We start from the raw sequence: 13,105 nt of genomic DNA, 5'->3' as shown, positions 1-13,105 counted from the left end.
CTCAGCCCCGCAGACGCGCTTCGACGTTCGCCTTGGCCATGGCGATCGGCTTGACCAGAGCGGGCGGGATCAACCGCACCATCGCGCGGCGGGTGCGCCAGCGCAGGTCGCCCGCAATATCGACCGGCGCGGCATCGGCCACGCGCGTGGCGCGGATTGCCGGCGACAGCCGCGCCGCGCCTGCCTCGTTCGCATACAGCAGGGTGTTGAAGCGGTACCAGGGCATCACCGCGCGGTCGGCGGCGATGCGGGGACGGATCCAGTCATAGGGCGCGTAGCCGCGGACGGCGAACTTGGCGCGCCAATAGCTGAGCGGCTGCTCGTTGACATGGTGTTCCCCGCCCTGATGTTTCACCGCGGCCGAGAACAGGATCAGGTCGCCGTGACGGGTCAGCGTCTCGACAAATCCGTCGGCGGCACTGGCAGGCAGATGCTCGGCCACTTCCAATGACTGCACGAGATCGAACCGGCGGCCGAGGTCGAGCGGCTGCGCCAGGTCGTGCGGGCGAAAGCGATCGGACGGAATGGCGAGCCGATCGCGCGCGACATAGTCGCCATCGACCGCGACCACGTCGGGCACGCCCGCTGCGATCCATTCCGCGGCCCAGGCGCCATGGCCGGCGCCGACGTCGAGCAGGCTTTCGACCGCGACCTCGCCCAGCAGCAGGCGCGCGACTGTGCGCGCGGAAGCCCGCGAGCCCGCATCGATATAATCGTAGAATCCGCCCGAATAGACGTGGTCGGTCATGAAGATCCCGTTCGAAGGCGGCCCGCCGCTGCCGCTTGTTCTTTACGAATGATCCCCTAATGCCGCGTCAAGGGCGGGGAAAGAGTGTATGTCCGCGGAAAGCAAGTTGCTGCTCGATCGCTGGCGGCTGGTGGTGGTGCTGATCTGGCTCGCCGCCTGCGCCTGGCTGCTGTGGCAGCGCTGGGGCGCCATCCACTGGTTCGCGCTTGGCGACACCGACGACAATATGCGGATCAGCCAGGTTCGTGCCTGGCTGAACGGGCAGGGCTGGTACGACCTGAGGCAGTACAAGCTGAACCCGCCGCAGGGATTCGACATCCATTGGTCGCGGCTGGTCGACCTGCCGATCGCCGGCATCATCCTGCTGGTCCGGCCGCTGTTCGGCGGCAAGATCGCGGAGCAGACCGCGGTTGCGATCGCGCCGCTGATTCCGCTGCTGCTGACGATGGTCGCCGCCGCCCTGACCGCGCGGCGACTGATCCATCCGCTGGCCTATATCGTCGCCTGCGGGCTAGTGCTGTGCTGCCAGGTTGCGCTCGGCATGTTCCAGCCGCTGAGGATCGACCATCATGGCTGGCAGCTTGCCTTTCTGATGCTGACGATCGCCGCACTGGCCGATCCGCAACGCGTGCGCGGCGGCATCACCGTCGGCATCGCGAGCGCATTGTCGCTGGTGATCGGGCTGGAGCTGCTGCCCTTTATCGCCGTCGCCGGCGCCTCGATCGCGCTGCGCTGGATCGGGCGGCGCGAGGCGAAGCCGCGGATGGTCTCCTACGCGATCTCGTTCGCGATCGCCTCGGCGATCGGGTTCGTCCTCTTTGCCTCCTATGCCAACCGCGCGCCCGTGTGCGACGCGCTGTCGCCGGTGTGGCTGTCGACGATCCTGGTCGCTTGCGCCGGCCTGCTGCTGCTGAGCCAGCTCGACCCGGCCGGCTGGCGCGCGCGGCTGCTGCTGGCACTCGGCGCAGGCGCCATCGTCGCGGGCTTCTACTGGTTCACCTGGCCGCACTGCCGCGGCCGGCTGGAAGGGGTGTCGCCCGAACTCTACAAGCTCTGGCTGTCGAACGTGCGCGAGGCGCGGCCGATCTACATGCAGAATGCGGACACGATCATCGCCGGGCTCACCATCCCGACGATCGGGCTGATCGGCGCCGCCTGGGCGATCTGGCGGGCGCGGCGCGACGAAGCCGTCTATTGCTGGTCGTCGATCGTCGTGCTGTCGCTATTCGCGGTCGGCATGCTGTTCTGGCAGGTCCGCGTCGGGCCGGCGGCGCAGCTGATCGGGGTGATTGGCGCGACCTTTCTCGGCTGGCACCTGATCGGCTGGTTCGCGGCGTCCGAACGGATGCTGGTGCGGGTGTTCGGGATTGCCGGCGCGTTCCTGCTGGTGTCCGGCATCGCCACCTACGCCGTCTTCCCGCTGCTCCCGACCGAGCAGAAGAAGGACAAGCCATTCTGGGACAAGGTCGAGCACGCCAACCGGACCTGCCCGACCCTGCCGTCGCTCCATCCGATCGCGCTGCTGCCGCCGGCGACAGTCATGACGTTTGTCGACCTGGGCCCCCGACTGATCACCGTCACGCACCACAAGGCGATCGCCGGGCCCTATCACCGCAACCAGCAGGCGATCCTGGACATCCATCACGCGTTCGACGGGCCCCCCGAACAGGCGCGGGCGATCGCCAAGCGGCATGGGGCGACGCTGCTGCTGGTCTGCCCCTATATGTCCGAATCGACGCTCTACCGCTCGCGCAGCCCCAAGGGATTCTATGCCCAGCTCGAACGCGGCGCGCGCTTCCCGTGGCTCGAGCCTGTGCCGCTGCCGAAGGGCTCGCCCTATTGGCTGTGGCGGATCAAGTAAGACTGGCGCGGATGCCGTCGATCACGAACTGGACGGCAAGGGCCGCGAGGATGACGCCCAGGACGCGGGTGATCATCGCCTCCAGCCGGTAGCCGAGCAGCCGCATCAGCGGGCCGGCAAGCAGCAGCGCGAGCAGCGTCAACAGCAGCACCACCGCCAGCGCGGCGAGCACGACCAAATCCTCGGCAAGGCCGTGGCCGCGGGACATCAACAGCATTGCCGACGCGATCGAGCCGGGCCCGGCGATCATCGGAATGCCCATCGGAAAGATCGAAATATCCTCGTGCGCCGGCCGCGCCTTCACGTCCTCGGCCCGATGCTCGCGGCGTTCCTGGCGCTTTTCGAAGACCATCTCGAGCGCGATCAGGAACAGCATGATGCCGCCCGCGATCCGGAACGCGTCGAGGCTGATGCCGAGCGACCGCAGGAACGCTTCGCCGAAGATCGCAAAGGCGAGCAGGATCGCGCCGGCGACCATGCTCGACCGGATCGCCATCGCGCGGCGATGCTGCGGCGTCGCCCCCGCGGTCAGGCTGGCGAAGATCGGCGCGCAGCCGGGCGGGTCGATAACGACGAAGAAGGTCGCGAAAGCGGCGACGAACAGGTCTAGCATCGCGCCGCTCCCCAACGGAGTTCCTTAAAGGCCATCAGAAATCGGGACTCCGTCCCGCCTGCACGCCGACACCAATGTATTCCGCAGCAGCACCGCGATCGTCATCGGGCCGACGCCTTTCGGGACCGGCGTGATCGCGCCCGCGACCGACAGCGCCTCGTCGAAGGCGACGTCGCCGACCAGGCGGGTCTTGCCCGGCTCGTCGGCGGGAACGCGATTGATGCCGACGTCGATCACGGTCGCGCCGGGCTTCAGCCAGTCGCCCTTGATCATCCGCGGCCGACCGACCGCCGCGACGACGATATCGGCGCGGCCGATGACGGCGGGAAGGTCGCGGGTGCGGCTGTGCGCGATCGTGACGGTGCAGCTTTCCCGCAGCAGCAGCTGGGCCATCGGCTTGCCGACGATGTTCGATCGCCCGACCACCACCGCGTCGAGGCCCGACAGGTCGCCGAGCCGGTCTTTCAGCAGCATCAGGCAGCCGAGCGGCGTGCAGGGGACGAAGCCATGCAGCCCGCTCGCCAGCCGGCCGACATTGACGGGATTGAAGCCGTCGACATCCTTGTCCGGGTCGATCGTCGCGATCACGGCATTCTCGTCGATCTGCGGCGGCAGCGGCAGCTGGACGAGAATGCCGTCGACGGCCGGATCGGCGTTCAGCGCGCGCACCAGCGTCAGCAGTTCGTCTTGCGAGGTGTCGGCCGGCAATTTGTGCTCGATCGAGACCATGCCGGCTTCGGCCGTCGCCTTGCCCTTGGAGCGGACATAGACCTGGCTCGCGGGATCCTCGCCGACCAGCACCACCGCCAGGCCCGGCGCGCGGCCGGTGCGCTCGCGAAAGGCCGTGACGCCTTCGGCCACCCGGGCGCGCAGGCCGGCGGCGAAACCGGCGCCGTCGATGATCGCCGCCTGGCTCATGCCAGGCAGACGCTCGCGAACAGCCGCGGCATGAACACCTGGTCGATGATCGAGAGGATCAGCAGCACGACGAGCGGCGAGAGGTCGAGCGCGCCCAGATCGGGCATAATCCGACGGATCGGGCGGTAAAGGGGCGCCGTCATCCGATCGAGCGCGTAAAGCACCTGCCGGACGAAATCGCTATGGATGTTGATGACGTTGAAGGCGACCAGCCAGGACAGAACCGCCTGGATGATGATGATCCACCAAATCGCGGTCAGAAGGATTTGGATGATCTGAGCGACAGCGCACATGAGGTCCTCGAAATAATGTTTGCGCCCGGATAGCCGAAGCGAAGGTGTGTTGCCAGCATCAGACTCTGACCAGCGTGCCGACGCCGGCCCTGGTGAAGATTTCGAGCAGCACCGCATGCTGGACACGGCCGTCCAGGATAACCGCCGCGTCGACGCCGTTCTCGACCGCGTTCAGGCAGGTTTCGAGCTTCGGGATCATGCCGCCCGAAATGGTGCCGTCGGCGCGCAGCCGGGCGATATCGGGCGGGGTCAGGTCGGTCAGCAACTGCCCCTGCTTGTCGAGCACGCCGGCAACGTCGGTCAGCAGGAACAGCCGTGCGGCGCCCAGCGCGGCGGCGATCGCCCCGGCCATCGTGTCGGCATTGATGTTGTAGGTCTCGCCATTCGTGCCAATGCCGATCGGCGCAATGACCGGGATCATGCCGGCGATCTCGAGATGGTCGATCAGCGCGCGGTCGACTGCGACCGGCTCGCCGACGAAGCCGAGATCGACCGGCATTTCTTCGTCACGCTCGGCATCGTAGACCCGATGCTCCAGCTTGCGCGCTTGGACCAGCCGCCCGTCCTTGCCGGAAATGCCGACCGCCTTGCCGCCGGCCTGTCCGATATGGGCGACGATTTCCTTGTTGATCGCGCCGCTCAGGACCATTTCGGCGACGTCCGCCGTCTGCTCGTCGGTGACGCGCAGGCCGTTCACGAACTCGGATTGCACGCCCAACTTCTTCAGCATCGATCCGATCTGCGGCCCGCCGCCGTGCACGACCACCGGATTGATGCCCACCGCCTTCAGCAGCACCACGTCTTCGGCAAAGCTGAGCGCGGCAGCCGGGTCGCTCATCGCATGGCCGCCATATTTCACGACGAAGGTCTGGCCCGCATAGCGCTGCATATAAGGCAGCGCCTCGATCAGGATGTCGGCACGGGCGATCAGGCTGGCGGGATCGGTCATAACGCGAACTCTCATGCCTTCTTGTCGAGGCGACGGCCGAGGCCGACGAACACATAGATCAGCGCGGGCACCAGAATCGCCGACAGCACGACCTTGGCGAGCATCTGGCCAAGCAGCAGCTTGCCGATCGGAAACACGCCCAGAAATGCGATCGTGACGAACAGCAGCGTGTCGACAATCTGGCTGAGTACACTGGCCAGGCCCGCGCGCAGCCAGAGCAGGCCAGAGCCCTCCCGGCCCTTCAGCCATGAAAAGAGCGTCACGTTCAGCGTCTGCGAAATCCCGTAGGCGACGATGCCGCCCAGCCAGATGCGCCAGGTGCCGCCCATCATCAGCTGGAACGCGTCGCGGCGGGCCGGGTCCATGTCTTTCGAGGGCGGCAAGGACAGCACCACGATCGACAGCAGCAGCGACACGATCAGCGGCACGAAGCCGATCTGGACGAGCCGGTTGGCGCGATCCCGCCCATGTAGCTCCGCGACGGCGCTGGAGGTGACGACCAGCAGCAGGAACGCGAAGATGCCCGCCTCAACCGCCAGCGGACCCAGCGCCACCTGCTTGTTGCCGAGCACGCCCGCGATGCAGACCATGCCGCCGTAGAAGATCGAGAAGGCGAAGAGGGACGGCGGGACGGCGCGCGTCGGCGCTGCGGGTTCGTGCATGGGGGGCGGTTATACGGTTTGGGAGGGGAATCAAGCTCCTCCCCGTTCCGGGGAGGAGCAAGACTCACTTCTCCACGCCCTTCACCTTCCCCCATTGCCGGGCCGCGGTGTAGCCGAGATAGCCCGTGCCGAAGAGCGCGTAGAGGGGTTCGGGGATGCCGTTCAGATAGGCCGTCATGCCCGACGCGATGTGGGTGGCCATGTCGGGCGCGGCGGCGGCGATCAGCCCCATCGGGATCGCCCAGAGCAGCAGCACGTACATCACATAGAGGAAGCTCGGGCGCGCGCGGCTCGTCCAGGGATCGGCCGACTGCGCCTCGGCGACAATCGCGGAGAGCTGAGTTCGGATTGCCTCAAGATCCTGGCTGCCCTGGAGCTTCAGCAGTTCCAGCTTGGCGGCGTCGCGCGCCTTCGGGTCGGGAATGATCTTGTCGATCAGGCCCGCGATCGGGCTGATCAGGCTTTCGATGAGCGGCATGCGGGTGTCTCCGAAGTTGACGAAGTTGACACGTGTGAGGAGAAATTAGCCAATCCGGTTTGCGAGCCAGCCGTAGAGGAACGCCTCATTGGCCGGGCGGCCTTCGGCGAGGCGCACGTAGCGCTCGCCCTGGAGCGCTTCGATCGCCTTCAGCAGCACCGCTTCGCCCGGGCGGCCGCGGTGGCGGAGAAAGCCGTCGAGCGCGTCCAGCGTCGCCGGGCCGACAAGGCCGTCGACGGAAATATCGGCATAGTCGCGGGCGCCGCGGTTCAGGGCGTTGAGTGCGCGCTGGAGGAAGGCGGCGGCGACCTTCGGCCCCATGTTTGCGCCGGTGTCGAACAGCTCGGCGGCGATGGCCGGAGCGCGCTCGGCGACGGCGTCGAACCGCGGGCGAGTCCAGTAGAGGCGGCGGTAGATCAAGGCCGCCGTGTCGAGCGGCAGGGCGCGCATCGCACCTGCGTAACCGTTCGCGCGGGCGACGGCCTCGGTGATGCCGAAGCGGGTCGGGCCTCCGCGATCGGCGGGATGGTCGGCATAATCGCCCTCGCGCTCGATTAGCGCGTCGATCAGGGAGTCGATGTCCATAGGTCCTCCAAGTGCTGCGACTCGGAGGTGTAACCAGATAGGTTATATGTAGGACAGAGATTTTTGCTCCTCCCCGGAACGGGGAGGGGGACCGCCGGCGAAGCCGGTGGTGGAGGGGGCGGCGGGTGGGTGACACAGCAAAAAGGGCTCGCTGCGCTCGCGACCCCTCCACCATGCTTCGCATGGTCCGCCTCCCCGTTCCGGGGAGGAGTTGAAAAGAATGGTCGGGGCGACAGGATTCGAACCTGCGACCCCCACACCCCCAGTGTGATGCGCTACCAGGCTGCGCTACGCCCCGACCTTGGCTTCGCCGAAGCGCTGCTCCGACGGAAGGCGCGGACTTATGGCGGAAGGCCGCGGAAGGCAAGGCTTGGCTTGGCCCCACTCAACCCTCTCCACCAATGGGGAGACCGGGAGAGGGGGAGAGGGGAGGAGCCCAGACAAGCGAATGCCCGGACCGTTTCCGACCCGGGCACCCGCGTGACGTTGCCGTCAGCCCCCTTGAAAACCGCCTCTCGACGCGTGGGCCAGCTCCCCTTCAAGAGGCCCTGCGGAGCGACGACTCTCCCCGAACCACGGCCATTTTCAACAGCCTGCGCTTCGATTGAGGGAGGCTATGTCAGCTTTCCGAAAGAGTCATGCCCGTTTATCCTACATTCATGTAAATTGCGCGAACCTGTTGCTTCGGCGCAACACGGCGCGGTTGCGGCGCTCTCGGCGGCGGCCTAGACGCAAGTTCCGTTTTCGAATTGGTTCCACGAAAAATGATCCTGTCGCGCTACGAGCGGATGATCGCCAGACGCTATCTGCTGCCGGGCAAGGGGGAGGCGTTCATCGCGCTGGTCGCCTCGATCAGCCTGGTCGCGGTGATGCTGGGCGTCGCCGCCCTTGTTATTGTCATGAGCGTGATGAACGGCTTTCGCGCCGAGCTGTTCGACAAGGTGGTCGGCCTGAACGGCCATGCCGTGATCCAGGGCTATGGCGGCCGGCTGCCCGGCTGGCGCGAGATCCTGGAGGAGGCGCGCAAGACCCCCGGCGTCACCGAGGCGACGCCGCTGATCGAGCAGCCGCTGATGGCGACGTTCGAGGGCCGGGTCGAAGGCGTGCTCGCGCGCGGCATGCGCGTCGAAGACATTCGCGACAATCCCGTTCTGAAAGGGAAGGTCGTCGACGGCGACCTGAAGGCGCTGACCCCCGGCAGCGGCAATGTCGCGATCGGCGCGCGGCTGGCCGACATGCTGGGCGCGCGAGTCGGCAGCTCGATCAGCCTGATCAGCCCCGACGGACAAACGACGCCGTTCGGCACGGTGCCGCGAATCGTCAGCTACCGCGTCGCAGCGATCTTCGAGGTGGGCGTCTATGATTACGACAAGGCGTTCGTGATCATGCCGATCCAGGACGCGCAGACGCTGCTGATGCTGGGCGACGCGGTCGGCATGGTGACGGTCCAGACGGTCGACCCGGACCGCGTCGCGGAGATCCTGCACCCGCTGATCAGCAAGGTGGGCGCCCAGGGCGTCGTCACCGACTGGCGGCAGATGAATGCGAGCCTGTTCGAGGCATTGCAGGTCGAGCGGGTGGCGATGTTCGTGGTGCTGTCGATCATTGTGTTGGTCGCGGTGTTCAACATCCTGTCGTCGCTGATCATGCTGGTGCGCGCAAAGACGCGCGACATCGCAATCCTGCGGACGATGGGCGCGACTAGGGCCGGGCTGATCAAGGTGTTCGTCACAATCGGCGTGACGATCGGCGCGCTGGGTATCGTCGCCGGGCTGATCCTCGGCGCGGTGTTTCTGTTCTATCGCCAGGCGGTGGTGAACTTCGTGCAACTGGTGACGGGGCAGAATCTCTGGGACCCGTCGATCCGGTTCCTGACCGAGCTGCCGGCCAAGACCGATCCGTTCGAGGTGACCGCGATCGTGGTGATGGCGCTGGGCTTGAGCTTCCTCGCGACGCTGTATCCTGCGTTCAAGGCGGCGAGCACGGACCCGGTGCAGGTGCTTCGGTATGAATGACGCGGTGCTGGCGACGGCCGGCCTCACCCGCTCCTTCACCCAGGGCGGGGCGACGATCGAGGTGCTGCGCGGGATCGATCTGGCTGTGGCGCCGGGCGAGATCGTCGCGCTGCTTGGGCCGAGCGGATCGGGCAAGTCGACCCTGCTGCAGGCCGTGGGCCTGCTGGAGGGCGGGTTCGGCGGATCGATCCGCATCGGCGGCGACGAAGTCTCGAAGCTCGACAGCGATGCGCGGACGCAGGTGCGGCGCGACCGGATCGGGTTCGTCTATCAATTCCATCACCTGCTGCCGGATTTCAGCGCGGCCGAGAATGTCGTGCTGCCGCAGCTGATCCGCGGCGCTGAACCTGCGCCGGCCAAGGTGCGGGCGGAGGCGCTGCTGAGCGCGCTGGGGCTGGGTCACCGGCTGACCCACCGGCCGAGCCAGCTGTCTGGCGGCGAGCAGCAGCGGGTCGCCGTGGCCCGCGCGCTCGCTAACCGGCCCGCGCTGGTGCTGGCCGACGAACCCACCGGCAACCTCGACGAGGCGACCGCCGACATCGTATTCGATGAGTTCCTGCGACTGGTGCGCGACGAAGGGTCGGCGGCTTTGGTCGCGACCCATAACGAGCGCATAGCGATGCGGATGGACCGGGTGCTCAGGCTGCATGAGGGACGGCTCGAATAGCAGGAGGAACGCGATGGCGACGGTGCTCGATTTCCACGTCAGGACGCCGGGCGGCGGGACGGAGAGGCTCGCCGATCATGCGGGCAAGGTGCTGCTGATCGTCAACGTCGCCAGCAAATGCGGCTTCACGCCGCAATATGCGGGGCTCGAGGCGCTCTATCGCAAGTACAAGGATCGCGGCTTCGAGGTGCTGGGCTTTCCGTGCAACCAGTTCGGCAGCCAGGAGCCCGGCAATGCGGAGGAGATCGCGTCCTTCTGCTCGCTCACCTACGACGTGACCTTTCCTGTATTCGCCAAGATCGAGGTCAACGGGCCCGCCGCCGACCCGCTTTATGAATGGCTGAAGAAGGCGGCGCCGGGCCTGATGGGTCTGAGCTCGATCAAGTGGAACTTCACCAAGTTCCTGGTGGACCGCTCCGGCAAGGTCGTTCGCCGCTATGCGCCGACGACGAAACCGGAGGACATCGAGGCGGACATCGAGAAGCTGCTATAGAGGGAAAGGGGAACCCGCGCGGAGCCTCTGGGTTCATCGGGGGATGACCGACGACACCCCCTTCACCAGCTTCTTCATGGCTGGCTTCGAATGCTCGTCGCAGCGCCGCAAGGATGGCGTGCGGCTCGATCTGATCAAGGCGACCGGCCACGACACCCATGCCTTTGCCGATTATCGGCGTTGCGCCGAGCTGGGATTGACCGCGATCCGCGACGGCCTGCGCTGGCACCTGATCGGCCGCGACCGGCTGCACCGCGATTGGGACTGCTGGACGCCGATGCTGGACGCGGCGGCGGAAGCCGGCGTGCAGGTCATCTGGGATCTCTATCATTACGGCAGCCCCGATTGGCTGAAGCCCGGCACGCGTGAGTTCGAGAAAATGTTCGCCGATTTCGCTGCGGAGGCGGTGCGCATCCACCGCGAGCGCACCGGCAAGCCGGCGATGGTGTGCCCGGTCAATGAGATTTCCTTTTTCTCCTGGGCGGTCGAGACCGGATATTTCCCTCCGGTCGAGGTCGAGGACGGCACCATCAAACAGCACCTGGTGCGTTGCTGGCTGGCGGCGGTCGACGCCATCCGCGCGGTCGATTCCGAGGTGCGGTTCATCGGCGCCGAGCCGCTGATCCATGTCGCGCCGCGCGATCATACCCCGCAGGAAATGGTCGACGCGGACAATTATCGCCGCGCGCAGTTCGAGGCCGACGACATGCTGACCGGCCGGATGGATCCGGAGCTGGGCGGCCGCCCCGACGCGATCGACCTGATCGGCCTCAATTTCTACCCGCACAATCAATGGTATTATCACGGGCCGACCATTCCGATGGGGCATCACGAATACCGGCGGCTCGCCGACATGCTGATCGAAGTCGCGGCGCGCTACGACAAGCCGATCTTCATCGCGGAGACCGGCGCCGAGGGGTCCGGACGTCCGGCCTGGTTCCATTATGTCTGCGACGAGACGCGCAACGCGATGGCGCGCGGCGCGCGGATCGAGGGCGTGTGCCTGTATCCGATCACCGCCTATCCCGGCTGGGACAACAGCCGCCATGCCGAGGTCGGCATGTTCACATCGATCCTGGCGGACGGGTCGCGTGCGCTGAACGTGCACCTGTATGACGAACTGGAACGCCAGCGCGGATTGTTCGGCCTCACCAGCCCTGAAAGCCTGGCCGTAGAGCGGGCATAAGACCTGTCATTTCGGCTTGAGCCTGTGCTGCTCCAGCAGCAACAGGCTCGCCAGCCCTGCGACGACGCAGGCTCCGGCGGCGAACCAGCTGGCCGTGCCGACGGCCTGCACCAGCGCCGCGCCGTGCCGGCTCAGCACCGAGCCGAGCAGCGCGGTCGCGAGCAGGCCGCCGGTGCGGGCAAGGGCGCTGTTCGCACCGTTGGCGGTGCCGACATGCTGGGGATCGACCGAGTTCATCATTGCCGTCGTCAGCGGCGCCACCGCGCCGGCCATGCCGATCGCGATCAGCAGCAGCGGCGGCAGCACGCCTGTCCAATAGCTTGCGGCGGGGTCGATCCTGCTGGCGAGCGCGAAGCCGCCGGCGACCACAAGCGGCCCGACGGTCAGCGGCCAGCGCGGCCCGATGCGGGTGGCGAGCTGCCCCATGAACCGCGACGCGACGCCGATCATCACCGGCAGCGGCAGCAGCGCCGCGCCCGCCTTCACCGCCGAATAATGGCCGGCCTCGATCAGCAGATAGGGGAACAGCACGAACAGGCCGCCCAGCGCGCCGTAAAGCAGCAGGGTCAGGATCGACAGACCGATATAGCTGGAGGTGGCGAACAGCCCCAGCGGCATCATCGCCCGGTCGCCGCGGCGACGCTCGAGGAGCAGGAACAGGCCGAGCGCGGCCAGACCAAGCGCGACCGAAACAGGGCCGCCGCCGATCGGGGCAGGACCGGACAGGACGGTCAAACCCCAGGTCAGGCCGGCGAGCCCAAGCGTCGCCAGCGCACCGCCGATCCAATCGAGGCGCGCGCGATCGCCGTTCCTGCTGTCAGGAACGAAGCGTGCGCCGAGCCACAGCGCGCCACCCGCAAGCGGTAGGTTGACCAGGAAGATCGCGCGCCAGCTGACGGCATCCACCAGCACCCCGCCGATCAGCGGTCCGATGGCTCCGGCAACGGCGCCGGCCGCGGCCCAGGTGCCGATCGACTTGCCGCGCCGCTCGCCTTCGAACGACGATCCCAGGATCGCGAGGCTGTTCGGCATCAACAGCGCCGAGCTGGCGCCCTGGATCACGCGGCCGGCGATCAGCAGCTCCATGCTTGGCGCCGCAGCGCAAAGGATCGAAGCGAGCGCAAAGGCGGCGATGCCCGACAGGAACATTCGCCGGCGGCCATAACGATCGCCCGCGGCCCCGCCCAGCAGCAGAAAGGCAGACAGCGGCAGCAGATAAGCGTTGACGATCCATTGCAGGTCGGCCGCGTCCGCGCCGAGGCTGTGCCCGATCGTCGGCAGCGCCACGTTCACGACCGAGCCGTCGACGAACGACAGGCTGGATGCGAGGATCGTCGCGAGGAGGACAGCGGAGGGGCGGGCGGTCGCCTTGCCCGGAACGTTCGCGGCCGAAGCCTGGTCGCATGGCGCGGAAACGGCCTGGGCCATGTCGCTCCCTACCTCTCCCGTCGGGAGAGGTCGACTCGGGCGCTAGCCCGAGCGGGTGAGGGCGACGGGGTTTTGAATGGTCGACGCCCTCACCCTCACCCTCACCCCGCTCGCTGCGTTGCCGCGAGTCGCCCTCGCCCGATGGGAGAGGGAGGGATTGGTGGGGATAACCCTCGGCTTTTCCTTCCCTGAATCGGTCGGCGTCCCCA

The 13,105-nt window shown here is 67.1% G+C and carries 14 protein-coding genes and 1 tRNA gene; 5 read left to right on the top strand and 10 right to left on the bottom strand.

The window, feature by feature from the left end; genetic code table 11:
- Position 1: 1 nt before the first annotated feature.
- Positions 2-748 (bottom strand): methyltransferase domain-containing protein, encoded by a 747-nt coding sequence (locus SCH01S_RS15115; protein ID WP_046349663.1) that lies wholly within the window; start codon positions 746-748, stop codon positions 2-4.
- A gap of 88 nt (positions 749-836) precedes the next feature.
- Here SCH01S_RS15115 and SCH01S_RS15110 point away from each other — a divergent pair, with 88 nt between their 5' ends.
- A complete protein-coding gene (locus SCH01S_RS15110; protein ID WP_052733974.1) occupies positions 837-2,609 on the top strand; it encodes a hypothetical protein in 1,773 nt (590 codons plus the stop codon).
- Here the strand turns inward: SCH01S_RS15110 and SCH01S_RS15105 are convergent.
- From SCH01S_RS15105 to SCH01S_RS15070, 8 genes are all read right to left on the bottom strand, one after another.
- Positions 2,602-3,222, bottom strand: a complete 621-nt coding sequence (locus SCH01S_RS15105; RefSeq protein ID WP_046349703.1) for a MarC family protein — start codon at positions 3,220-3,222, stop codon at positions 2,602-2,604. The two genes, SCH01S_RS15110 and SCH01S_RS15105, sit on opposite strands and share 8 nt — an antisense overlap.
- A gap of 24 nt (positions 3,223-3,246) precedes the next feature.
- Positions 3,247-4,140: a bifunctional methylenetetrahydrofolate dehydrogenase/methenyltetrahydrofolate cyclohydrolase FolD gene (gene folD, locus SCH01S_RS15100; protein ID WP_046349662.1), complete on the bottom strand. Its 894-nt coding sequence runs from the start codon at positions 4,138-4,140 to the stop codon at positions 3,247-3,249.
- The gene (locus SCH01S_RS15095; RefSeq protein WP_046349661.1) at positions 4,137-4,433 is read right to left on the bottom strand and encodes a YggT family protein; all 297 of its coding nucleotides are present in this window, start codon (positions 4,431-4,433) and stop codon (positions 4,137-4,139) included. Before SCH01S_RS15095 ends, folD begins: the two co-directional genes overlap by 4 nt.
- A 58-nt stretch (positions 4,434-4,491) precedes the next feature.
- Entirely contained in the window at positions 4,492-5,382 is an 891-nt protein-coding gene (gene argB, locus SCH01S_RS15090) for an acetylglutamate kinase (protein WP_046349660.1), read from the bottom strand.
- Positions 5,383-5,393: 11 nt separating this feature from the next.
- Positions 5,394-6,044 (bottom strand): queuosine precursor transporter, encoded by a 651-nt coding sequence (locus tag SCH01S_RS15085; protein ID WP_046349659.1) that lies wholly within the window; start codon positions 6,042-6,044, stop codon positions 5,394-5,396.
- Between the two features lie 64 nt (positions 6,045-6,108).
- Positions 6,109-6,522 (bottom strand): holin family protein, encoded by a 414-nt coding sequence (locus SCH01S_RS15080; RefSeq protein WP_046349658.1) that lies wholly within the window; start codon positions 6,520-6,522, stop codon positions 6,109-6,111.
- 45 nt (positions 6,523-6,567) lie between these two features.
- Complete coding sequence (locus SCH01S_RS15075; protein WP_046349657.1) at positions 6,568-7,107, bottom strand: glycoside hydrolase family 108 protein; 540 nt, start codon at positions 7,105-7,107, stop codon at positions 6,568-6,570.
- A 221-nt stretch (positions 7,108-7,328) separates the two neighbouring features.
- Positions 7,329-7,405: transfer RNA gene (locus SCH01S_RS15070), tRNA-Pro, on the bottom strand.
- A 466-nt stretch (positions 7,406-7,871) separates the two neighbouring features.
- On the opposite strand from SCH01S_RS15070, the gene SCH01S_RS15065 reads away from it, so the two are divergent.
- From SCH01S_RS15065 to SCH01S_RS15050, 4 genes are read left to right on the top strand one after another with little or no spacing between them, the layout of a single operon-like run.
- Positions 7,872-9,122: a lipoprotein-releasing ABC transporter permease subunit gene (locus SCH01S_RS15065; protein ID WP_046349656.1), complete on the top strand. Its 1,251-nt coding sequence runs from the start codon at positions 7,872-7,874 to the stop codon at positions 9,120-9,122.
- Entirely contained in the window at positions 9,115-9,789 is a 675-nt protein-coding gene (locus SCH01S_RS15060) for an ABC transporter ATP-binding protein (protein ID WP_046349655.1), read from the top strand. The genes SCH01S_RS15065 and SCH01S_RS15060 overlap by 8 nt, the downstream gene beginning before the upstream one ends.
- Before the next feature lie 13 nt (positions 9,790-9,802).
- Entirely contained in the window at positions 9,803-10,282 is a 480-nt protein-coding gene (locus tag SCH01S_RS15055) for a glutathione peroxidase (protein ID WP_046349654.1), read from the top strand.
- Positions 10,283-10,325: 43 nt separating this feature from the next.
- The gene (locus SCH01S_RS15050; protein ID WP_046349653.1) at positions 10,326-11,468 is read left to right on the top strand and encodes a glycoside hydrolase family 1 protein; all 1,143 of its coding nucleotides are present in this window, start codon (positions 10,326-10,328) and stop codon (positions 11,466-11,468) included.
- Positions 11,469-11,474: 6 nt separating this feature from the next.
- Here SCH01S_RS15050 and SCH01S_RS15045 read toward each other — a convergent pair whose 3' ends face one another.
- Positions 11,475-12,896 (bottom strand): MFS transporter, encoded by a 1,422-nt coding sequence (locus tag SCH01S_RS15045; protein ID WP_046349652.1) that lies wholly within the window; start codon positions 12,894-12,896, stop codon positions 11,475-11,477.
- Between the last annotated feature and the right edge of the window lie 209 nt (positions 12,897-13,105).

The organism is Sphingomonas changbaiensis NBRC 104936 (assembly GCF_000974765.1).
GTDB lineage: Bacteria > Pseudomonadota > Alphaproteobacteria > Sphingomonadales > Sphingomonadaceae > Sphingomonas_B > Sphingomonas_B changbaiensis.
This window is presented reverse-complemented; position numbering and strand designations above follow the sequence as displayed.

Excerpts from the sequence above, each read along its gene's own strand:
- SCH01S_RS15105 (WP_046349703.1), bottom strand. The coding sequence starts at position 3,222 with ATGCTAGACCTGTTCGTCGCCGCTTTCGCGACCTTCTTCGTCGTTATC.
- SCH01S_RS15065 (WP_046349656.1), top strand. The coding sequence starts at position 7,872 with ATGATCCTGTCGCGCTACGAGCGGATGATCGCCAGACGCTATCTGCTG.
- SCH01S_RS15110 (WP_052733974.1), top strand. The coding sequence starts at position 837 with ATGTCCGCGGAAAGCAAGTTGCTGCTCGATCGCTGGCGGCTGGTGGTG.
- SCH01S_RS15045 (WP_046349652.1), bottom strand. The coding sequence starts at position 12,896 with ATGGCCCAGGCCGTTTCCGCGCCATGCGACCAGGCTTCGGCCGCGAAC.
- SCH01S_RS15050 (WP_046349653.1), top strand. The coding sequence starts at position 10,326 with ATGACCGACGACACCCCCTTCACCAGCTTCTTCATGGCTGGCTTCGAA.
- SCH01S_RS15060 (WP_046349655.1), top strand. The coding sequence starts at position 9,115 with ATGAATGACGCGGTGCTGGCGACGGCCGGCCTCACCCGCTCCTTCACC.
- SCH01S_RS15075 (WP_046349657.1), bottom strand. The coding sequence starts at position 7,107 with ATGGACATCGACTCCCTGATCGACGCGCTAATCGAGCGCGAGGGCGAT.
- folD (WP_046349662.1), bottom strand. The coding sequence starts at position 4,140 with ATGAGCCAGGCGGCGATCATCGACGGCGCCGGTTTCGCCGCCGGCCTG.
- SCH01S_RS15080 (WP_046349658.1), bottom strand. The coding sequence starts at position 6,522 with ATGCCGCTCATCGAAAGCCTGATCAGCCCGATCGCGGGCCTGATCGAC.
- SCH01S_RS15085 (WP_046349659.1), bottom strand. The coding sequence starts at position 6,044 with ATGCACGAACCCGCAGCGCCGACGCGCGCCGTCCCGCCGTCCCTCTTC.
- argB (WP_046349660.1), bottom strand. The coding sequence starts at position 5,382 with ATGACCGATCCCGCCAGCCTGATCGCCCGTGCCGACATCCTGATCGAG.
- SCH01S_RS15095 (WP_046349661.1), bottom strand. The coding sequence starts at position 4,433 with ATGTGCGCTGTCGCTCAGATCATCCAAATCCTTCTGACCGCGATTTGG.
- SCH01S_RS15055 (WP_046349654.1), top strand. The coding sequence starts at position 9,803 with ATGGCGACGGTGCTCGATTTCCACGTCAGGACGCCGGGCGGCGGGACG.
- SCH01S_RS15115 (WP_046349663.1), bottom strand. The coding sequence starts at position 748 with ATGACCGACCACGTCTATTCGGGCGGATTCTACGATTATATCGATGCG.